Source organism: Phytobacter sp. MRY16-398 (assembly GCF_003925915.1).
Classification (GTDB): Bacteria; Pseudomonadota; Gammaproteobacteria; order Enterobacterales; family Enterobacteriaceae; genus Phytobacter; species Phytobacter diazotrophicus.
The window spans coordinates 2,494,066-2,514,480 of sequence record NZ_AP018756.1; the positions used below are offsets into that span (position 1 = coordinate 2,494,066).

Consider the following 20,415-nt stretch of genomic DNA (forward strand, 5'->3'; position numbering starts at 1 on the left):
GGTTAAATAGTATGCCATTAGCCACAAAAAAAGTGTGTGATTGGTTTCAGTTCCAGGTAAATAAGGACAATTACGACTTTTGTCGTAGCATCGATTTTATTTTTCAAGCGTAACGGTTGAGCGGCGCATATAGCTGAAAAAAAGCCCCTTGGGTAAGGGGCTTTAGGGTTACTGCTGCGGCACCGCAGGTTCGACAGGAGCGGTCGGATCATCCGGCGTTTCCGGTGAATCTTCCTGCGGTGGCATTGAGGGCAGGCCAAACATGCCGACAAATTCGTCCAGCGGCATTTTCTCGCCGTTCAGTGTCACCTGACCGTTAGCGTATTGCAGGCTGGTGCCAATGGTGTTGTTTTCGAGGGTCGTAATACGGAACATCTGCCCCATTGCCGCCAGGCCTTTTACCTGCTGGCTTGCCAGTTTGGCTGCTTCATCCTGTTGATAGCCTTCCAGCTTCGCAACCTGAGTCATAAACTCAACGGCCATATCCATCGGGATAGTTAGCTTGCTGTCCAGCGACTTCACATTTTTGTCCACTTCCTGGGCCAGCGTCTGCGGCGGCGCGCTCACAGCCGTATCGGCGGCAGGATTTTTCAGGAACAGGGAGAGGTTGAGTGCCGTTTCGCCTTTGCTGTTCTTCCAGCTCAGCGGAGCAATGGTGATGACAGGCTCACCTTTTAACAGCAGCGGGAAGGCATTAAAGAAGGCTTCCGCCGCCTTTTGCTGATAGAGCGCCGGGTCCTTCATGACATCTGGCTGTGCCATCAACGCCTGTGTCTGAGCGTTATACTGCTGGCTAAACTGGTGCCAGGCTTCGCCGTCAATCTGGCCAATCTTCAGCGTCAGGTTGCCACTGCCCATCTCCTGATTCTGGATCTTCAGGCTCTGGATGGTGTAGTCGAGCTGGCTATTAATGGTTTTGTTATCTTTCGCGACCTCAGATTTGCCGTTCAGATTCATCCCTTCAATGACCGCCATCTCTTTGTTTTCAATAGAGATGGCCAGCTTGTCCAGCGTCACTTTCTGGCTGCCAACGCGCTCGTTAAAGCTGGCAAGTTGGGTCGAGCCTTCCGTTTTCAGGTTATTGAGGGAGAGCTGAATTTTCTGACCGTATTCGTTAACCGTATCAACCAGCGCGCTCTGCGCCTCGCCGCTGACGGTAACCGCATTGCCGTCTTTATCGGAACTGATGCGGAATTCACCCCCGCTAAAGGCCACTTTCTCGCCCTCTTTTTCCGAGTTAAGCGGGTGCAGCGTGAGATCCGTACGGGTATCGCCACTGTAAGCGATGCGGGTCTCTGCGACGAACGGCGATTGCCCTTTGGCGATATCAAACAGCGGCTTCGTCATCTCATTGTTGACGAGGGTGGAATGTACCGATGCCATCGATGGGATGACGTTCAGCTTTTTAAGTTGCGCCAGTGGGAAAGGACCATGATCAATATTTTCATGCAGTACGATGGTCTGGCCCGGTTTAAACCATGGGTTTTCCTTACCCTCGACCGGTTTTACCACCAGTTCCATCTGGCTGCTGAACAGGCCCCGATGGTAGTTTTGAGAAGATAACTCCACGCTGGCCTCAGGCGCGGTGCGTTTAATCTGTTCATTCGCCTGGCTGATCATCTCCCCCAGACGGCTTTCAAGCTGTTTCCCCGTGTACCAGGCACCACCTGTCCAGATGATCCCGAGCGCAATAACAACTCCGGCAGCAACCAGCGTTTTTTTCATCGTTATTATCCCTAAAAATAAAACCAGGCGGGATCATCCGCCTGGGTATGTGAAAAGGCTTTGTAGAGCTTAGCAATCCTTGCTAAAAAGTTCAGTAACTAGTTGAGCTTATTGTAGACCCGCGCCAGTCTACCCACGCCGCTTACCGTCACAGGAGATTCGCTGGCACTTATAAATGCCGACTCGCCGGGTTTGAGCACCAGTGTCTCATCCCCTTTGCTGAGCACGGCTTCGCCTTCCACGCAGAACAGGATAGCCGCGCTCTGCTGCGCCACATCGCTACCGGTGGTAGAGAGGTCATGCAGCGAAAATGCAAAATCATCAACCGGGATCGGAAATTCCAGGCTGGAAGCCTGTTTTACGGGTTGGGTCAGTAATTCACTGGCAGGTTTGGGGGTGAATTTCACATTTGCGACCAGTTCCGGAATGTCGATGTATTTCGGCGTCAGCCCTGCGCGCAGTACGTTATCAGAGTTGGCCATGACCTCCAGCGCTACCCCCTGAAGATAGGCATGCGGGGTTTCGGCGAACAGGAACATCGCTTCACCGGGATTAAGTTTCACCACATTGAGCAGCAGCGGGGAGAACAGGCCGCTGTCATCAGGATAAAACTCGGAAATCACACGAATGGTTTCCCACGGTTCGCCCTGCTGGCTATTGAGTGCCGCTTTCAGCACCGCCAGCGCCCGCGATTTTTCATCGCCCTTTAAATTCAACAGGCTGGCGAACAGTTGGCTCAGGCGTTCCGCGCCGGGTTCTTGCAGAAAATGAGCAATAGCCTGGTTGGCGCCCGCCACCGGTTGTAGCAGAGAGACGATTTCGGAGAACGGACGGAAGGCGTTCATCGCCAGGAAGGGCGTCAGTGCAAAGACCAGTTCCGGTTTATGGTTCGGGTCTTTGTAGTTACGCTCGGCCGCATCAAGTGGAATACCGGCGGCGTTCTCTTTCGCAAAACCGATTTCAGAGGCCTGTTTGTTCGGATGCACCTGAATGGACAGCGGCTGGGCGGCACACAGCACTTTAAACAAAAAGGGCAACTCGCCAAAACGTTCGGCGACTGCGCTGCCCAGCAAGCCTGCTTTGTCCTGTTCAATCACCTCGCGAAGCGAGTGAAGGTTACCCTGCGCGTCCTGCACTTTTGAGCTGCTCCTGGGGTGTGCGCCCATCCACAACTCGGCCATTGGCTGGTTGTCAGGGTTCGCGACGCCATAGAGTTCCGTTAACGCGTTTTTACTTCCCCAGGCATAGTGCTGCACTGAGTTAATGAGTTTTTGCATTATCCCGCCCTTCATCATGGTCAACTTAATTGCACGTATTAAAGCAATAAATTTGTTCGAAGTAATCAGAGCAGGCAAAAAGTCGTACTAGTCTCAGTTTTTGTTAAATAATTGTGTAGGATATGCGGACTCGCTTTTTTGTGGCAGATGGATGTCCTGCCGAAACAATAACCAGTTCGTGCTGTAAGTGAGAGAACAATGTCGAATAAACCTTTTTATTATCAAGAGCCTTTTCCGCTGAAAAAGGACGAGACCGAATATTATTTACTCAGTAGCGATTACGTTTCCGTCGCCGATTTTGATGGTCAGGAAGTGCTTAAAGTCGATCCTCAGGCGCTGACCCTTCTGGCGCAACATGCCTTCCACGATGCCTCCTTCCTGCTGCGCCCGGCGCATCAACAACAGGTTGCCGATATCCTCAGTGATCCGGATGCCAGCGAAAATGACAAATACGTCGCGCTGCAATTCCTGCGTAACTCCGAGATTGCCGCAAAAGGTATTTTGCCCACCTGCCAGGATACCGGTACGGCCATCATTATGGGTAAAAAAGGGCAGCGTGTATGGACGGGGGGCGGTGATGAGGCGGCCTTAGCGCGCGGCGTCTATAACACCTTTATCGAAGATAACCTGCGTTATTCGCAAAACGCGCCGCTGGATATGTACAAAGAGGTCAATACCGGGACTAACCTGCCGGCACAGATCGATTTGTATAGCGTTGACGGCGACGAATATAAATTCCTTTGCATCGCCAAAGGGGGCGGTTCCGCCAACAAAACCTATCTGTATCAGGAAACGAAAGCGCTGATCACCCCGGCGAAACTGAAAGGTTATCTGGTCGAGAAAATGCGTACCCTGGGCACCGCTGCCTGTCCGCCGTACCACATCGCGTTCGTGATTGGCGGTACCAGCGCAGAGGCCACGCTCAAAACGGTCAAACTGGCCTCGACGAAATATTACGACGGCCTGCCAACCGAAGGTAATGAGCACGGCCAGGCGTTCCGTGATGTGCAACTGGAAAAGGAACTGCTGCTCGAAGCCCAGCAGCTTGGCCTGGGCGCACAGTTCGGCGGCAAATACTTTGCGCATGATATCCGCGTGATTCGTCTGCCGCGCCACGGTGCCTCTTGTCCGGTGGGGATGGGGGTTTCCTGCTCGGCGGATCGTAACATCAAAGCCAAAATCAACCGCGAAGGCATCTGGCTGGAAAAACTGGAGCAGAACCCCGGCAAATACATTCCGGAATCGCTGCGCCAGGCCGGTGAGGGCGAAGCGGTGAAGGTCAACCTTAACCGTCCGATGGAAGAGATCCTCGGCCAGCTCAAACAGTATCCGGTTTCCACACGCCTGTCGCTGACCGGGACGATCATCGTGGCGCGTGATATTGCGCATGCGAAGCTCAAAGAGCTGATGGATGAAGGCAAGCCGCTGCCGCAGTATGTAAAAGATCACCCCATCTACTACGCGGGACCTGCGAAGACCCCTGAGGGGTATGCTTCGGGTTCCCTGGGCCCCACCACCGCCGGGCGTATGGACTCGTACGTTGACCAGTTGCAGTCGCAAGGTGGCAGCATGATCATGCTGGCAAAAGGCAACCGCAGCCAGCAGGTGACCGATGCCTGCCATAAACACGGCGGTTTTTACCTTGGCAGTATCGGCGGGCCGGCGGCGATTCTGGCGCAAAACAGTATCAAGAGCCTTGAATGTGTGGCCTACCCGGAACTGGGGATGGAAGCTATCTGGAAAATCGATGTTGAAGATTTCCCGGCTTTTATCCTGGTGGATGACAAAGGTAACGATTTCTTCCAGCAAATCCAGTCGGGCCAGTGCGCACGCTGTGTAAAATAAGAACTGCCGCCCTTCGGGGCGGTTTTTTTGCGCCGGTTAAGCGCACGAAGCAATAAACGTCGTCATAACAAGCATCAATACTTAAGCTTTGTTTGCAGGTGAGCAATGTCGGTACTCAACATCACTTCGTAACAGGGAGAAAGTAATGACAACGCATCGTAGTGAGAAAGATTCGATGGGCGCGATTGACGTCCCGGCAGACAAGCTGTGGGGGGCGCAAACCCAACGGTCGCTTGAGCATTTCCGCATCTCGACGGAAAAAATGCCGGTCTCGCTTATCCACGCACTGGCACTGACCAAACGTGCGGCGGCAAAGGTCAATCAGGATTTAGGGCTGCTGGCGGCGGAAAAAGCACAGGCCATTATCGAGGCGGCGGATGAGGTGCTTGCCGGAAAACACCCGGATGAATTCCCGCTGGCTATCTGGCAAACAGGCTCCGGCACCCAGAGCAACATGAACATGAATGAGGTGCTGGCGAACCGTGCCAGTGAACTGCTGGGCGGCGAACGTGGCATGGGGCGTAAAGTGCACCCGAACGACGATGTCAACAAGAGCCAAAGCTCGAATGACGTTTTCCCGACGGCGATGCACGTGGCGGCGGTGATTGCCGTGCGCGAACACCTGCTGCCTCAGCTTCTGGTACTGAAAAAAACGCTCAACGAAAAAGCGATTGCCTTCGCCGATATTGTCAAAATTGGTCGTACTCACCTGCAGGATGCCACGCCGCTAACGCTCGGCCAGGAGATTTCCGGCTGGGTGGCGATGCTGGAACATAACCTCAAACATATCGAACTGAGCCTGCCGCACTTGGGTGAACTGGCGCTCGGCGGTACGGCGGTGGGCACCGGGCTGAATACCCACCCGGAATATGCCAGACGAGTAGCAGAAGAACTGGCCGCCTTTACCCGGCAGCCGTTTATTACCGCACCGAACAAGTTTGAGGCGCTGGCCACCTGTGATGCATTAGTCCACGCCCACGGTGCGCTGAAAGGGCTGGCGGCATCACTGATGAAAATTGCTAATGATGTGCGTTGGCTGGCTTCCGGCCCGCGTTGTGGGATTGGCGAAATTTCTATTCCGGAAAATGAGCCGGGCAGCTCCATCATGCCGGGTAAAGTTAACCCCACCCAATGTGAAGCCATGACCATGCTCTGCTGTCAGGTGTTAGGCAACGACGTGGCGGTCAATATGGGCGGCGCATCCGGCAACTTTGAACTCAATGTCTTCCGCCCGATGGTCATTCATAACTTCCTGCAGTCGGTGCGTCTGCTGGCCGACGGTATGGAAAGCTTTAACGAGCACTGTGCGGTGGGGATTGAGCCGAATCGTGAACGTATCGACCAGTTGCTCAATGAGTCGCTGATGCTGGTGACCGCTCTGAATACCCATATCGGCTATGACAAAGCGGCAGAAATTGCCAAAAAAGCCCATAAAGAGGGGCTGACGCTTAAGGCCTCGGCGCTGGCGCTCGGCTACCTGACGGAAGCCGAGTTCGATAGCTGGGTGCGTCCGGAATCGATGGTGGGCAGCATGAAGCCCGTTTAATCAGCAAGATAGAGGTGCAGCCGGGGGATAATGAGCGTCAACGGCTGTGCCTGTGGTTTAAAACGGTGCTGGATATTGTCCTCCTGGTAATTCAACAGCTCGCCGATGTCCGGCACTTTCCCGCCATGTTCTTCACTCACCAGCGCAATCAGCGGCGTCGGGCAGGCGTACTGCACCTGCTTTTGCGAATCCGCATACCAGACGCGAGCAATCGGCTGCACCTTTACCGGACGTTTGATTTTCAGGCGTGCCTGCTGCGGCAAAGAGGCAATCGCGGCGTACTCTTGCTCAAGACGCTCCTGCCACTGCTCGCGGGTCCACGGCGCGACGGCGCGCGGCGATTTACGGCTTTTATCAAGCAGTGCAAGCACCTCATCGCGGGTGAAATTCTTGATGATGTGCTTGTTAGCCCAGCCAAAGCGCAGGGTAGCGGGATCGCGAATGGCGGTTAACGTGCGGTAGGCATTCAGGGTAATCAGACCGGGTAAATGGCGATGCACCCACTCGAAGCGGGCGGTCGGTGCCAGCCCGGAGTCGACGGTCACGATGCGTTCAAAGGTCATTTTCAGGGCATTGATGGTGTTAATGGTCTGCTCCAGTCGGGCGCGGGTCGCCATATCCACCTGATAACAAATGACACCCGGCAAACGCACGGCGGCTTTACTGCTGCGGTTTTCCGACTGCTGCTGAATAAACAGATGGGTATAGTGGCGCAGGGCCGCGTCGGCGGCACGCTTGCCCACCCGCTGCTTTACCTGAATGGTGGGCAACGGCTCGTGCTCCGCGCCTTTGGCGATGTCCGGCAGGGTGAAGACGCGGCCCGCCAGTAAACGGCAATCGGAGAGTTGTCCTTTCAGGACGACCAGTTCCTGTTCGAGCTGGCGAAAAGTGATGTTAAGGCGTTCTATCAGGTCGTATGCGGCCATTTTATCATTCCTTTAGTTACAACATACTTATGTTGTAGCACAACCTTCCACACCTTAACACCGTGCACGTCACGCTTTTCAGGTGAGGGAGGTGTCGTGCCAGACCGGCCACTGAAAACAAAAACGGGCGCCGCCCGCAGCGCTCTCTTCACACTTCACTTCGCCGCTCATTGCCTGGGCGATGGAGTGCACGATGGCAAGCCCCAGGCCACAACCGCCCGTCGCACGGTCTCTGCTGGGGTCGAGGCGCACAAAAGGCTCAAACACACGGCTACGCTCATCCGGGGCAATCCCCGGACCGTCATCTTCGACAATCAGGCTTGCCTGCGAGCCTTCAAGCTGTAATGTCACTTTGACCGTTTTCTGGCAGTAGCGCAGGGCATTATTGATGAGGTTATCCAGCACGCGCTCCATCAGGCGCATATCCAGCGAACCATAGTCGCCGGGCTGATTATGGAGTTCTAGCTGGTGGTCGGGGTTGACGTTGCGGGCATCCAGCATATAACCGTCCAGCCAAGCGTTGAGATCGGGCGTGGTCAGTTTCAGTTCTGTCTGCGGACGGTCAAGGCGTGCGTAGGTGAGCAGCTCCTGAATGAGTCCTTCGAGTTGCCCGATATCGCGGTTCAGCGCGCTACGTTCGCTATCGCTCAGGTTGTCGCTCATCTCCAGGCGATAACGCAGCCTGACCAGCGGTGTGCGCAGCTCGTGGGCCACGCCATCAATCAACATTTTCTTACTGGCGATCAGGGCGTTGATGTTATCCGCCATCTGGTTAAAGGCAATCCCCAGCCGTTCAAAGCTGGAGGTGCTGTCAAAATGAATGCGCTCTTCAAGATGACCTTCGCCAAAGCGCTGGGCGGCGGATTCTAGCCGCAGCATCTCCTGCCAGTGGGGACGCATCCAGATAAACACCGGGAAGGCCAGTGAGATAGCAATAAAGGCCATCAGCGCCATATCGAGCAGACGCATTTCATGCAGATAAAAGAGGTAGGGGACAGGGCCGACAGCCAGGACATAGTGGCTGCGTGGAATACGCTGGATAAAGGTGTATTGCGAATCCAGCGCGACAATATCGCCTTCCTGTAGCCGCTGTTGCGCGGGTGCTTCCAGCGAGAACTTGCTCATCGGTTCCACGCGCATGTTAAAGGACAGGTTGAGGTCCAGCTCTTTGAGCGTTTTGTTCCACTGGTGCGGTGGGATTTCACGTAGTTCGCTGCGCATCAGGTACAGCGAACTTTTCATCAAATCGTCCAGCGACTGTCGCCCTGCGCGCTCGGCGGTGAATTTGTAAACCAGCCCGACCAGCATGGTCATCACCAGAAAGCAGACAAACAGCAACAGATAAAACTGGACGAAAAGTTTTTTCATGGCGACACCCGCGAAGAGGACCGGACTCAGTTATCCCAGGCGTGTGGGGCGAAAAGATAGCCTTTGTTGCGCACGGTTTTAATACGGAAAGGCTCGGTGGCGTTATCGAGCAATTTTTTGCGCAGGCGCGAAATGGCCACATCAACACTGCGATCCATTCCGTCATAGGTCACACCGCGCAGGTTTTTCAGTAACGCATCGCGGTCCATAATTTGCCCTGCGTGGGTGGCCAGTTCCCACAGCAGATCGAAATCGGCGGTTGAGAGAACAACCTGCTCGCCAGCCAGCAGCACCTGCCTGTTGACCGGATCGATGGTCAGCGTGCCAAATTGCAGCGTCTTATGCTGCTTTAGCGATGACGGCGCGGATTCTTGCTGTGTGGCACCGGCCTGCTGGCGTAAATGCAGCCGCAGACGCGCCAGTAAAACCGCAGGTGGGGTGGTTTTAAGAATGTAGTCGTTCGCGCCCATCTCCAGCGACAGAATATGGTTCATATCACTATCAAGAGAGGTGAGAAGGACGATAGGGCCGGTCCACTGCTGGCGTAAATCGCGGCACAGTGTCATCCCATCTTTGCCGGGGAGCATGATATCCAGAAGAATCAGATCTGGTTTTTCACGGGCGATGACCTCTTCTGCTCGGTCACCACGCGGTTCAACTATCACATCCATATCGTGTTTGCCCAGATATGCCGCAATAAGTGCGCCCACTTCCGGGTCGTCTTCCACAAAAACGATTTTATTCATATATCATCGTGATGAGTCAAAAAGATGAACATACACTGCCTTTATTGATCCTGCCATTAATCTTTTCTAAACAAGCTCCCCATCCGCTATGCTGTAGGCCTTTGTTGGCATTATGAGAAAGGGAACGTGATGGCGCTGGTGATAAAAGCGACAATTGGCGCGCTGGTGGTGTTATTAATTGGATTGCTGTCAAAAACGAAAAATTACTATATCGCCGGGCTAATACCGTTATTTCCGACCTTTGCTTTAATCGCTCATTATATCGTGGCGACCGAGCGGGGCGTGGACGCGCTACGCACCACCATCGTTTTTGGTATGTGGTCCATTATCCCTTATTTCCTTTACCTGCTGTCGCTGTGGTACTTCACCGGATTTATGCGGGTGGGATACGCGCTGGGCGCTGCGGTACTTTGCTGGTGCCTCAGCGCCTGGCTGCTCATTTTTATCTGGAGCCGCCTCCACTAGCGCAGCGGGCGGCCGCCATCGACGCCAAACGTCCGTCCCGTGACGTAGCAACTGGTCAGCAGATAGTCGACCAGATCGATTATCTCTTTTTCGCCTGGGGCGATTTTCATCAGCGATTTATTGAGTGCCTGCTGACGGTATTCCGCGTCATCATCGTCATTAAACAGGATCAGCGCCGGGGCAATAGCGTTGACTTTCACTTCTGGAGCCAGCTTTTTGGCAAAAGAGCGGGTCATATTATCCAGCGCGGCTTTACTGGCGGCATAGGCGATATGTTTGTCGCTTCCGCACTCAACAACATAATCGGTAAAGTGAATAATATCGCCAGCGGCATGCCCGAATCCGCGCAATAATCTTTCCAGCGCATGGTTAAGTAAGTAGGGGGCATGAACGTGGATCTGCAGCATCCGTGAAAGCACATCGGGCAGCGCAACGCCGGGTTTTTCACCCGCCCAGTCGCCCGCATTGTGAATAATTGCCCGCAGCCCCTCGGTTTTCTCCTTCACAATATCGGCGAAGGCCAGCACTCCTTCATCGCTGCTGAAGTCTGCCTGAATGCACAACGCGCCCGCGGCGGTTAACTGTTCAATCGCCGGATAGAGCGTCCGGTAACTGACGATAATCGGCTGCTGTTGGCTGAGAAAATGGTGGGCGAGGGCGAGACCGATGCGACGGCCTCCTCCGGTAATCAATATCGGGCGTGTCTTCGAGTTTCCCATCGAATGCGTTCTCCTTCTCAACGGGGCGCATGCGCTGCTTACCCCATCAACTTCCACGTGGCGGGAACGGCGGCGATCAGTAACAGACCAATCAGCACTCTTTCCCGGCGTTTAAGCAGACTGGCTATGTCATGCGTGCGGCGTGCGTAGATAAAGACCAGCAGCCCCGGCGCATAGAGCACAACCGACAACAGCAAATGCATCGGACCGGATGCATACAGTAACCATAAGCCATAGAGGCTGGCGCCGATAGCGACGACGCGGTGCAACGGACGACGAGAGATCTTCAGTAAAAATGCCCCGACAAGGAAATAAGGAACCAGAATCATCTCTGACGCAATGGTCAACAGCGTATTGTAATCGGAACCTGTGAGCCAGATCAGCACCAGCGAGACCTGTACACTGATATTGGTTAACCACAGCGACGCCGCGGGCGCATTATTCTTGTTCTGTCGGGCAAAAATACGTGGAAACGCCTGATGGGTGGCGGCCAGTAGCGGCACTTCCGCTGCCATGATCGTCCAGCTCAGGTAAGCGCCACAAACCGAAACAATCAGCCCGGCGGCAATAACCACATCGCCCCAGGAGCCCATCAGCCTGACCATCAGGCCTGCCATTGACGGATTACGCATCGCCGCCAGTTCCGGGCGCGGCACCACTCCCAGCGACAGCAGTGTAACCAACAAATAGACGCCGAGGGCAGCCAGCACTGCCAGCAGGGTGGCGCGTCCCACATCGTGTTTGTTGCGCGCGCGGGCGGAGACGACCACAGCGCCTTCAACCCCGATAAACACCCACAGGGTAATGAGCATGGTGTTTTTCACCTGCTCCCATACCGGTACACCCAGGGCGATACCGGAGAAATCCAGGCTAAAGGTATCGTAATGGAAGGCCATGGCCGCCAGCACAATAAACAGGCCAAGCGGCACCAGTTTGGCGAGCGTCGCCGCGAGATTAATACTCGCCGCCGTCTGCACGCCGCGCAGCACTAATGCATGAACAAACCACAGCAGCAGGGATGCACCCACCATCGCCTGCCAGGTGTTACCGTCGCCAAAAAAGCGCAGTTCTGGCGTATCGGTAAAGAAACTCAGCGCAGAGAAGACAATCACTAAGTAGGAGACGTTGGCGATAACGGCGCACAGCCAGTACCCCCAGGCAGAACAAAAACCGATAAGTTCGCCAAAACCTTCCCGGGCATAGGTAAAAATACCGCCGTCCAGGTCCGGGCGAAGACGCGTCAGGATAAGCATGGCGAAGGCGAGCAGTAATATCCCCGCGCCGGTAATCGCCCAGCCAATCAATAAGGCCGCGGGGCTGGCGATTTCCGCCATATTTTGCGGCAGGCTGAAAACGCCCGCGCCGAGCATTGAGCTTAATACCAGCGCAGTTAAAGCGCTCAGGCCAAGTTTCTTTTCCATGGGTATCCTGTTATGAACGGGCTCAATCCAGAATAATTATTTTGCTTATGCGCATAAAAATGGTGGATATCACTGAGGCGCGGGATTTTACGGAGAGTCGTAATGGCATGCAATGCGTGACGGCTTAATTTCGCGAAAAAAATAGAAAAGGCGACCCAGGGCCGCCTTTAAAATGAAGGGGTACTTATTTGTACAAGTCGGCACTAATGGTGATGTTGCTACCATTTTCCTGCCACTGGCGGGTGATGTGGTAATACTTGGCACCTTTCGCCGCGGCACGTTTCGCAACCTGATAAGAGATCTCGGTCATGTTGCCGTAGTTACCAGTGAACTTAATGCTGTCGAACGGAACCATCTGCGCAGCCGTGATTTTATTCACTTCTTCGATTTTTTTTCCGTCAGGTAACGTGACAGTGTAACGGTTTGAGGTGGAGGATTGTGTTTCAAAGAAACGCCCCACTTCAGCGCTCGGCGCAGCGGTAGTTGCAACGCCCGGGATTTCTACTTTCTTGGCCTCTTCACCGCCTTTCGCTAAGGCAGCACGGCCTGCTTCAGAATCACGTGGAATGGCATCCGGGCTCTGCAGTACGCGTTTTTTGGCATCAGCTTTATAGATATATGCCGTAATCCGCTGGTTGCCACCTTCGTTGGCATCAACCTGACGCACAATATAGAAAGAGGCAGCCCCTTTCGCTTTCGCGGCTTTGGTGATGGCATCGTTTACTTCCGGCTGTGAGCGATAGAAACCCTGTACCGTAACGGTATCGAACGGTTCCAGCTCAATAGCATCGGTCTTCGGCAACTCAGTAACGCCATTGATGACGCGCAGTTTTGGCGCATCGGCTTTCGGCGCATCGGCTTTATACAGGTCCGTGGTGACACGCTGGTTGCCGCTCTCACCATAATCGGAGGTGTCTACAACATAAAACGAGGCCGCGCCTTCTTTATCAGCACGGCTTGAAGCGGCTTTAACGGCATCGCCAATAGAGTTAAAGCGACCGGTGATAACAACGCGATCGTAGGGCTTCAATGCTGACGCTTGCTCCGGCGTTAACTCTGTCGCTGCGTTGACTGACAGGGTCGTAACGGACAAAAGTGCTGACGCCAGGAGGGTGTACTTAAGCTTCATAAAAATGATCCTTCGCCTTGCGCAAACCAGATACTGGTGTTGTTGTTGACTTAAAAACGTCGCTGATTATTGCATTTAATCAACACGACTGTCTGCGTCATTTTTCACTGAGTGTGCTACACGCCAGACGTTTTACGATAACGTTTAGTGATATGTTGAAAAAACAGGCTGTTGACCAGCAAAAGTCATAAAGCATATGAGTTTTTTAAGTTAATACATTGTTAAAAGAGCAATCTGTAGCGGAGATTAATCGTGTTTTGCCGCTTCGCCTGAGCGGAATATCGGCTTGTTTAAATGAATTAAAGGGAAATAACCCTGTCAGCCCTGCTACCCGCCCGGTTTTCACAGATAAAAAGAGAATTTCTGTTTTCTGGCGGTAGATCACAGGCGTTATTTTCAGTAGGTTATAGAAAGTTTGTTACTGTTTTATTTTCCGGGATGCAGTCTGTTTATTTATCTCTGGCAGGCAATGTCATGCCCGGGCATCACTGACAAACCATCATCTAAAATCGATGGAAGGGAAAACTATGCGTATTGGTGTACCAAAAGAACGGTTGGCCAATGAAACCCGCGTTGCGGCGACGCCGAAAACGGTAGAGCAATTGCTTAAATTGGGTTTCACCGTCGCGATTGAAAGCGGCGCGGGCAAACTGGCAAGCTTCGATGACAACGCGTTTACCCAGGCTGGCGCAACCGTGGTGGACGAAAATAACGTCTGGCACTCTGACGTTATCCTCAAGGTGAATGCACCGACGGATGACGAAATCGCCTTGCTTAATCCGGGCACGACATTAGTCAGCTTTATCTGGCCTGCGCAGAATGCGCCGCTGATGGAGAAACTGGCAGCCCGTAATATTACCGTCATGGCGATGGACTCTGTGCCGCGTATTTCCCGTGCCCAGGCGCTGGATGCATTGAGCTCAATGGCCAACATTGCTGGCTATCGCGCCATTGTGGAAGCAGCCCACGAATTTGGCCGTTTCTTTACCGGGCAGATCACCGCCGCAGGTAAAGTCCCGCCGGCGAAAGTGATGGTCATTGGCGCAGGCGTTGCCGGCCTGGCGGCTATTGGTGCCGCGAACAGCCTTGGGGCAATTGTCCGCGCGTTTGATACCCGTCCGGAAGTGAAGGAACAGGTCCAGAGTATGGGCGCTGAGTTCCTTGAGCTGGATTTCAAAGAAGAAGCCGGTAGCGGCGACGGCTACGCGAAAGTGATGTCCGAAGCGTTTATCAAAGCGGAAATGGAACTCTTTGCCGCCCAGGCGAAAGACGTTGATATCATCGTCACCACCGCATTGATTCCGGGTAAACCGGCACCGAAACTGATCACCCGCGAGATGGTGGATTCCATGAAATCCGGCAGCGTGGTGGTTGACCTGGCGGCGCAAAACGGCGGTAACTGCGAATACACCGTGGCGAACGAAGTCGTCACTACGCCAAACGGCGTGAAAATCATCGGTTATACCGACCTGCCAGGCCGTCTGGCCGCGCAGTCTTCCCAACTTTACGGCACCAACCTGGTCAACCTGCTGAAATTGCTGTGCAAAGAAAAAGACGGCAATGTGACAGTCGATTTCGAGGATGTGGTCGTGCGCGGCGTGACCGTCATTCGCGAGGGCGAAGTAACCTGGCCGGCTCCGCCGATTCAGGTTTCCGCGCAACCGCAGGCTGCGGCGAAAGCGGCACCTGCCGCCGCGAAAGAAGAGGCTAAGCCCACATCGCCATGGCTGAAATACGGCATCATGGCGCTGGTGATTATTCTCTTCGGCTGGCTGGCCGACGTTGCACCTAAAGAGTTTCTTGGTCACTTCACCGTCTTCGCGCTGGCCTGCGTGGTCGGTTACTACGTGGTGTGGAACGTCTCCCACGCCTTGCATACTCCGTTGATGTCGGTTACCAACGCAATCTCCGGCATTATCGTTGTTGGCGCACTCTTACAAATCGGCCATGGTGGTTGGGTCAGCTTCTTAAGCTTTATCGCTGTACTGATTGCCAGCATTAATATTTTTGGTGGTTTCACCGTCACTCAGCGCATGCTGAAAATGTTCCGGAAGAACTAAGGGGTAGCACATGTCTGGAGGATTAGTTACAGCTGCATACATTGTTGCCGCGATCCTGTTTATTTTCAGTCTGGCGGGGCTATCGAAACATGAAACGTCCCAACAGGGTAACCGTTTCGGCGTTGCCGGGATGGCGATTGCGCTGATTGCCACGATTTTCGGGCCTGACACTGGCAACGTAGCGTGGATTATCGTTGCGATGATCATCGGTGGTGCTATCGGTATTCGCCTGGCGCGTAAAGTTGAAATGACCGAGATGCCTGAGCTGGTTGCTGTACTGCACAGCTTTGTGGGTCTGGCCGCGGTGCTGGTTGGCTTTAACAGCTACCTTTACCACGAACCGGGCATGGAACCGATCCTGGTCAATATTCACCTGACCGAAGTGTTCCTCGGCATCTTTATCGGCGCCGTCACCTTCACCGGTTCTATCGTGGCGTTCGGCAAGCTGTGCGGCAAGATCTCCTCAAAACCGTTGATGCTGCCAAACCGTCACAAATTGAATCTTGCGGCGCTGGTGGTTTCTTTCGTCCTGCTGGTGATTTTTGTTCGTACTGAAAGCGTGGGCCTGCAGGCGCTGGCGCTGCTGGTGATGACGGCGATTGCGTTGGTGTTTGGCTGGCATCTGGTGGCCTCTATCGGCGGTGCTGACATGCCGGTTGTGGTCTCGATGCTGAACTCCTATTCCGGTTGGGCGGCAGCGGCGGCGGGCTTTATGCTGAGCAACGACCTGCTGATTGTCACCGGTGCGCTGGTGGGTTCTTCCGGTGCGATCCTCTCTTACATCATGTGTAAGGCGATGAACCGCTCCTTTATCAGCGTTATCGCTGGCGGCTTCGGTACTGACGGTTCCTCTACAGGGTCCGATGAAGAAGTGGGCGAGCACCGTGAGATCAACGCCGAAGAGACGGCTGAGATGCTGAAAAACTCACACTCTGTCATCATCACCCCAGGTTACGGCATGGCGGTCGCACAGGCGCAGTATCCGGTTGCGGAAATTACCGAGAAACTGCGTGCGCGCGGCGTGAAAGTGCGCTTCGGTATTCACCCGGTTGCGGGGCGTTTGCCGGGCCACATGAACGTCCTGCTGGCGGAAGCGAAAGTACCGTATGACATCGTGCTGGAAATGGACGAAATCAACGATGACTTCGCCGATACCGACACCGTACTGGTTATTGGTGCGAATGACACCGTTAACCCGGCGGCGCAGGACGATCCGAAGAGTCCTATCGCAGGTATGCCTGTTCTGGAAGTGTGGAAAGCGCAAAACGTTATCGTGTTCAAACGCTCTATGAATACCGGCTATGCTGGTGTACAGAACCCGCTGTTCTTTAAAGAGAATACCCAGATGCTGTTTGGCGATGCCAAAGCCAGCGTCGATGCGATTCTGAAAGCGCTGTAATTCTCTGCGCGTATCTCAACCGCTCTTCGGAGCGGTTTTTTTTTGTCTGCGTCTATACTTTTTCTCTTCACGGCTTTGATGAGGGAAAGAATGGAATTTTTATCACGTTTCGATTTGATATCTTTAATGATGACGCCATCGTTCTGGATTGCTGTCTTCACGGTCGTCATCATTACGATATTGGCCTACTGGTTGCTTAACCGTTTACTGCGTATCGTTGGTAAAGGTGTGCAGAGCTGGGGCGATAAGCATCAAAGCACGCAGAAAATGCGTCTGGTGCTGAATGATATGTTAGTCAGAACCAGCAAGGTGCTGCTCTTTATCGTCGCGTTTCTTTTTAGCCTGCGTTTTGTTGAGCTCCCCACAAATCTCTCCGCGACAATCAGTCATGCCTGGTTTTTGGTGCTCGCCATTCAAATGGCGCTCTGGTTTGATCAGGGGATTATCTCCTGGCTGCATCAGTTGCGTTATGAACCCGGTATGCATAAAAACCCGGTGACGCTGGTCATCACCGGACTGCTGCTACGGATGCTGGTATGGACCGTGATGCTGCTGTCAATTCTGGCGAATGTCGGGGTGAATATTACCGCGCTGGTGGCAAGCCTCGGCGTCGGCGGTATTGCCATCGCCCTGGCGGTACAGACCATCCTCAGCGATGTTTTTGCCTCGTTGTCGATTGGTTTTGATAAGCCTTTTGAAATTGGAGATTTCGTGGTGTTTAACGATGTCGCCGGCACGGTTGAGCATATTGGCCTCAAAACCACGCGCATACGCAGTTTGAGCGGAGAGCAGATTGTCTGTGGTAACGCCATTCTTCTGCAGCAGACGCTGCATAACTATAAGCGTATGCAAACCCGGCGTATCGTTTTTACTTTCGGTGTCGCCTTGTCAACCCCGCCGGATAAACTCCGTCAGATTGGTGAGATGATAAAAACCATTATTAATGACGTCGGCGAAACCAAATTCGACCGCGCTCATTTTCTCGGTTTCGGCACCGATCGACTCAACTTTGAAGTTGTCCATATCGTCAATACCGCGGATTACAACAAATATATGGATATCCAGCAGGAGATTAATATCCGCATTATGGAGCAACTGGCGGCGAACGACGTGCAACTGGCGCTACCGACTACCGTGGTTAAAGGACCCTGGCCCGCTGGCGTGCCGGATGCCGACAGCCAGCAAGAGACGATGACGGGAACGCGCAGTTAAAACAGGCGTACCCGAAACATTTACTGACATATGCGCGCCGCCTGACGGTGAACCACCCGGGCGCGCACTATGTCGTAGATCCAGTTAAACGCCATGGTGTAGGGAAGGAAGAAGAGGAAAAAGCCGATCTCCAGTAAGAACGCTTCTACCAGGCCGATGCCAAGCGTCAGCGAGGCTATGGTCACGCCAATCACGATAAACCCCCCTTCAAACCCCAGCGCATGGCAGGCGCGGACCTTCGCGGTACGCGCCAGGCGATGAACCGGCCAAAGCCTGTCAAATAGCGCGTTGTAAATCACGTTCCAGATCATCGCCGCAGTAGCCAGTAACAATGTCAGTCCACCCATCTCCAACACCGGGCGCTGCATTATCCAGGCGCTGGCCGGGGCGCAAATGGCGGTGGCGATCACTTCGAAGCTCACCGCGTGAAAGATACGCTCGGCCAGAGTGCGGCGCTGTACGGCAGGTTGTTGCATGATTTTGGGTCCTCTTTGTCGTTTGACGGGCTTAGCTGAGAGGATTTTTATCGTTTTATGAGATAAATTAAAGATAGATACCATCGATAAAATAGATACATAATGCGCTACTCTCCTGAAGCTCTGACTGCCTTTGTTGAAACCGTTGCCTCTGGCTCCTTCTCTGCTGCTGCGCGGAAGCTGCGCAAAAGCCAGTCCACCATCAGTACCGCCATCGCTAATCTGGAAGCAGACTTGGGCGTGGCGCTCTTTGATCGCTCAGCGCGTCATCCGATGCTGACACCGGAAGGTGTGAGGGCGCTCAGCTACGTGCAGGCCATTCTCGCCGCCAGCGATAAACTGGATGAGCTGGCGGTCTGGCTGGCGGGGGAAACGGAAACGCGGCTGACGTTCATCCTTTCCGATACGTTGAACCCGGATACGCTGGCGGATCTGTTGGGAGAGTTCGACAAACGCTATCCCCATACCGAATTTGAGTGTCTGATTGGCGAAAACGAGGATGTCATCGATCTCCTGCAAAAAGGGCGGGCACAATTAGGCTTAACGGAAGCCCGCAATGCCTATCCGACGGACATCAGCGCGATGCGCCTGCCAATGCAGAGTCAGATGGATATCTACGTGGCGCACGGGCATCCGCTGGCGCAGCAGGGGAGTGTCTCTGAAGAGCAATTACGCACCTGGCGTGAGCTGCGGCTTAATACCTATCTGGAAAACCGTAATACGCCCGCGCGCGGCCCGGTATGGTCTGCGCCGAGCTATCTGCTGTTGCTCAGTATGGCGGAACAGGGATTTGGCTGGTGCGCATTACCCTGTGCGCTGGTGGATGAGTTTTCCGGGGCAAAAAAATTGACGCGTGTCGATGTACCAGGCTGGCCGCAAAGCATCCCTGTCGACATGTTGTGGAATAAAAAACAGCCGCCCGGTGTTGCCGGAAGCTGGCTGCGGCACTATTTGCAGCACTGGCGAGGTCAGCAATAAAAAGAAAACGCCCGCGAGTGGCGGGCATTTTGCTGCGTGTTGGGGTTAATCGTCTTCTTCGTCATCCAGTTCAATCGGGCTCTGGTAGTCGTCCGGTTTGATGACCAGCAAGTCGCAGCGCAGGTGGTCGATCACCTGTTCAGCGGTATTTCCGAGGAACGCGGCTGAGATCCCGGTGCGCCCGACGGTGCCCAGTACGACGATCCCGGCCTGTAAATGTTCCGCCAGATCCGGAATGACCTCTTCCGGCAGGCCTTTATTCACATGGGTCACTTTTTCATCAATACCGAATTTCTGCCGTAGGGCTTTCATGGCAATGAGATGTTGGCCGCGAATCGCGTCGTTATAGACGCTCGGGTCAAATTCCGGCAGTTCAATGGCAATGTTAATTGGGGTTACCGGATACGCGCCAACCAGATGAACTTCGGTGTGGTTGACCTGTTCTGCCAGTTGCAGCGTCTCTTTCACCAGCTTTTCGTTCAGCGCGTTGTGATAGAGCTCTTCGCTGGCAAGATTGACCGCCACCAGCGCTTTCCCGCCTTCCGGCCAGGGCTGATCTTTGACCATCCAGACCGGGCAAGGGCATTTACGCAGCAGATGCCAGTCGGTGGGGGTGAAGATAACGGATTCCAGTTTGTCATGCTGGTGGGCCATTTTCAGCAGCAAGTCGTGGCCGCCGGACATCACTTCCTGAATGATGGCTTCGAAGGGACGGTTATGCCACACCACTTTAATATCAATAGGGACGCCAGCGTCTATATAGTACTTTGCCTGTTCACGAATCCAGGCCGTACGCTGGCTGATCACGCCTTGTCTCATGGCTGTGCGTTCGTCAGGGGACAGAAGGGTGGTCATCTCGTAAGAGAAATCATAGATCGGCAGGAAAGCTTTAATCCGGCCGCCAATCCGTTGATGTAAATACACGGCGCGTCGTAATGCGGGCTGATCGTCCTGGTTAGGATCGATGGCGACCAGCATATTTTGATACTTAGCCATACAGGGTCTCCTTACATCTGTCACCACAGTCTGTAAATACAAGATAACCTATAAGTACTGAATGAAACAGGGAAAACCTTTTGCCAGATCAATAAAACAGAAAAATTTAAGCGTCCGGCAAAAGGTC

17 protein-coding genes are annotated in these 20,415 nt (G+C 53.9%); 7 read left to right on the forward strand and 10 right to left on the reverse strand.

The features are described 5' to 3' along the window. Positions 1-168 precede the first annotated feature (168 nt). Positions 169-1,725: a YdgA family protein gene (locus MRY16398_RS12265; RefSeq protein WP_125124446.1), complete on the reverse strand. Its 1,557-nt coding sequence runs from the start codon at positions 1,723-1,725 to the stop codon at positions 169-171. 98 nt (positions 1,726-1,823) lie between these two features. Then, complete coding sequence (gene manA / locus MRY16398_RS12270) at positions 1,824-3,002, reverse strand: mannose-6-phosphate isomerase (RefSeq protein WP_071195330.1); 1,179 nt, start codon at positions 3,000-3,002, stop codon at positions 1,824-1,826. 198 nt (positions 3,003-3,200) lie between these two features. Between manA and fumA the strand changes: the two genes are divergently transcribed. Together fumA and fumC are read left to right on the forward strand one after the other, a co-directional pair. Next, positions 3,201-4,847: a class I fumarate hydratase FumA gene (gene fumA, locus MRY16398_RS12275; RefSeq protein WP_103245560.1), complete on the forward strand. Its 1,647-nt coding sequence runs from the start codon at positions 3,201-3,203 to the stop codon at positions 4,845-4,847. A 145-nt stretch (positions 4,848-4,992) separates the two neighbouring features. Next, complete coding sequence (gene fumC / locus MRY16398_RS12280) at positions 4,993-6,393, forward strand: class II fumarate hydratase (RefSeq protein WP_079498068.1); 1,401 nt, start codon at positions 4,993-4,995, stop codon at positions 6,391-6,393. On the opposite strand, the gene tus is transcribed toward fumC, so the two are convergent. The 3 genes from tus to rstA form a co-directional block, all read right to left on the reverse strand. Beyond that, positions 6,390-7,319, reverse strand: coding sequence for a DNA replication terminus site-binding protein (gene tus / locus MRY16398_RS12285; RefSeq protein WP_125124447.1), 930 nt, complete (start codon positions 7,317-7,319; stop codon positions 6,390-6,392). The genes fumC and tus overlap by 4 nt on opposite strands. Positions 7,320-7,397: 78 nt before the next feature. Then, a complete protein-coding gene (rstB, locus tag MRY16398_RS12290) occupies positions 7,398-8,687 on the reverse strand; it encodes a two-component system sensor histidine kinase RstB (RefSeq protein ID WP_071195326.1) in 1,290 nt (429 codons plus the stop codon). Between the two features lie 26 nt (positions 8,688-8,713). After that, positions 8,714-9,433 carry a two-component system response regulator RstA gene (rstA, locus tag MRY16398_RS12295; protein WP_071195325.1) on the reverse strand — a complete coding sequence of 240 codons (720 nt, stop codon included), beginning with the start codon at positions 9,431-9,433 and terminating at the stop codon, positions 8,714-8,716. 129 nt (positions 9,434-9,562) lie between these two features. On the opposite strand from rstA, the gene MRY16398_RS12300 reads away from it, so the two are divergent. Continuing rightward, positions 9,563-9,898, forward strand: a complete 336-nt coding sequence (locus MRY16398_RS12300) for a GlpM family protein (RefSeq protein WP_041851521.1) — start codon at positions 9,563-9,565, stop codon at positions 9,896-9,898. Here the strand turns inward: MRY16398_RS12300 and folM are convergent. The 3 genes from folM to ydgH form a co-directional block, all read right to left on the reverse strand. After that, on the reverse strand, positions 9,895-10,617 hold the full coding sequence (gene folM, locus MRY16398_RS12305) for a dihydromonapterin reductase (protein WP_079498064.1): 723 nt from the start codon (positions 10,615-10,617) through the stop codon (positions 9,895-9,897). The genes MRY16398_RS12300 and folM overlap by 4 nt on opposite strands. 38 nt (positions 10,618-10,655) lie before the next feature. Next, positions 10,656-12,038, reverse strand: a complete 1,383-nt coding sequence (locus MRY16398_RS12310) for an amino acid permease (RefSeq protein WP_041851519.1) — start codon at positions 12,036-12,038, stop codon at positions 10,656-10,658. Between the two features lie 184 nt (positions 12,039-12,222). Further along, positions 12,223-13,167, reverse strand: a complete 945-nt coding sequence (ydgH, locus tag MRY16398_RS12315; RefSeq protein WP_041851518.1) for a DUF1471 family protein YdgH — start codon at positions 13,165-13,167, stop codon at positions 12,223-12,225. A gap of 527 nt (positions 13,168-13,694) precedes the next feature. On the opposite strand from ydgH, the gene pntA reads away from it, so the two are divergent. The 3 genes from pntA to MRY16398_RS12330 all read left to right on the forward strand — a co-directional run bounded on the left by pntA (position 13,695) and on the right by MRY16398_RS12330 (position 17,838). Beyond that, the gene (pntA, locus tag MRY16398_RS12320; RefSeq protein ID WP_071195322.1) at positions 13,695-15,227 is read left to right on the forward strand and encodes a Re/Si-specific NAD(P)(+) transhydrogenase subunit alpha; all 1,533 of its coding nucleotides are present in this window, start codon (positions 13,695-13,697) and stop codon (positions 15,225-15,227) included. Positions 15,228-15,237: 10 nt separating this feature from the next. Then, entirely contained in the window at positions 15,238-16,626 is a 1,389-nt protein-coding gene (gene pntB / locus MRY16398_RS12325) for a Re/Si-specific NAD(P)(+) transhydrogenase subunit beta (RefSeq protein ID WP_071195321.1), read from the forward strand. 90 nt (positions 16,627-16,716) lie between these two features. Then, entirely contained in the window at positions 16,717-17,838 is a 1,122-nt protein-coding gene (locus MRY16398_RS12330) for a mechanosensitive ion channel family protein (protein WP_041851515.1), read from the forward strand. 20 nt (positions 17,839-17,858) lie between these two features. Here the strand turns inward: MRY16398_RS12330 and MRY16398_RS12335 are convergent, their stop codons facing one another. Next, positions 17,859-18,314 carry a multidrug/biocide efflux PACE transporter gene (locus tag MRY16398_RS12335; RefSeq protein WP_041851514.1) on the reverse strand — a complete coding sequence of 152 codons (456 nt, stop codon included), beginning with the start codon at positions 18,312-18,314 and terminating at the stop codon, positions 17,859-17,861. 102 nt (positions 18,315-18,416) lie between these two features. On the opposite strand from MRY16398_RS12335, the gene MRY16398_RS12340 reads away from it, so the two are divergent. Continuing rightward, entirely contained in the window at positions 18,417-19,292 is an 876-nt protein-coding gene (locus tag MRY16398_RS12340; protein ID WP_125124448.1) for a LysR family transcriptional regulator, read from the forward strand. Positions 19,293-19,337: 45 nt separating this feature from the next. Here MRY16398_RS12340 and uspE read toward each other — a convergent pair whose 3' ends face one another. Next, positions 19,338-20,288 carry a universal stress protein UspE gene (uspE, locus tag MRY16398_RS12345; RefSeq protein ID WP_071195317.1) on the reverse strand — a complete coding sequence of 317 codons (951 nt, stop codon included), beginning with the start codon at positions 20,286-20,288 and terminating at the stop codon, positions 19,338-19,340. Positions 20,289-20,415: the final 127 nt, after the last annotated feature.

Bases quoted from the DNA above. Each gene is read 5' to 3' on its own strand.
- ydgH (WP_041851518.1), bottom strand. From the start codon at position 13,167: ATGAAGCTTAAGTACACCCTCCTGGCGTCAGCACTTTTGTCCGTTACG.
- MRY16398_RS12265 (WP_125124446.1), bottom strand. From the start codon at position 1,725: ATGAAAAAAACGCTGGTTGCTGCCGGAGTTGTTATTGCGCTCGGGATC.
- fumA (WP_103245560.1), top strand. From the start codon at position 3,201: ATGTCGAATAAACCTTTTTATTATCAAGAGCCTTTTCCGCTGAAAAAG.
- rstB (WP_071195326.1), bottom strand. From the start codon at position 8,687: ATGAAAAAACTTTTCGTCCAGTTTTATCTGTTGCTGTTTGTCTGCTTT.
- pntB (WP_071195321.1), top strand. From the start codon at position 15,238: ATGTCTGGAGGATTAGTTACAGCTGCATACATTGTTGCCGCGATCCTG.
- MRY16398_RS12340 (WP_125124448.1), top strand. From the start codon at position 18,417: ATGCGCTACTCTCCTGAAGCTCTGACTGCCTTTGTTGAAACCGTTGCC.
- MRY16398_RS12330 (WP_041851515.1), top strand. From the start codon at position 16,717: ATGGAATTTTTATCACGTTTCGATTTGATATCTTTAATGATGACGCCA.
- uspE (WP_071195317.1), bottom strand. From the start codon at position 20,288: ATGGCTAAGTATCAAAATATGCTGGTCGCCATCGATCCTAACCAGGAC.
- rstA (WP_071195325.1), bottom strand. From the start codon at position 9,433: ATGAATAAAATCGTTTTTGTGGAAGACGACCCGGAAGTGGGCGCACTT.
- MRY16398_RS12300 (WP_041851521.1), top strand. From the start codon at position 9,563: ATGGCGCTGGTGATAAAAGCGACAATTGGCGCGCTGGTGGTGTTATTA.
- folM (WP_079498064.1), bottom strand. From the start codon at position 10,617: ATGGGAAACTCGAAGACACGCCCGATATTGATTACCGGAGGAGGCCGT.
- MRY16398_RS12310 (WP_041851519.1), bottom strand. From the start codon at position 12,038: ATGGAAAAGAAACTTGGCCTGAGCGCTTTAACTGCGCTGGTATTAAGC.
- MRY16398_RS12335 (WP_041851514.1), bottom strand. From the start codon at position 18,314: ATGCAACAACCTGCCGTACAGCGCCGCACTCTGGCCGAGCGTATCTTT.
- manA (WP_071195330.1), bottom strand. From the start codon at position 3,002: ATGCAAAAACTCATTAACTCAGTGCAGCACTATGCCTGGGGAAGTAAA.
- tus (WP_125124447.1), bottom strand. From the start codon at position 7,319: ATGGCCGCATACGACCTGATAGAACGCCTTAACATCACTTTTCGCCAG.
- fumC (WP_079498068.1), top strand. From the start codon at position 4,993: ATGACAACGCATCGTAGTGAGAAAGATTCGATGGGCGCGATTGACGTC.
- pntA (WP_071195322.1), top strand. From the start codon at position 13,695: ATGCGTATTGGTGTACCAAAAGAACGGTTGGCCAATGAAACCCGCGTT.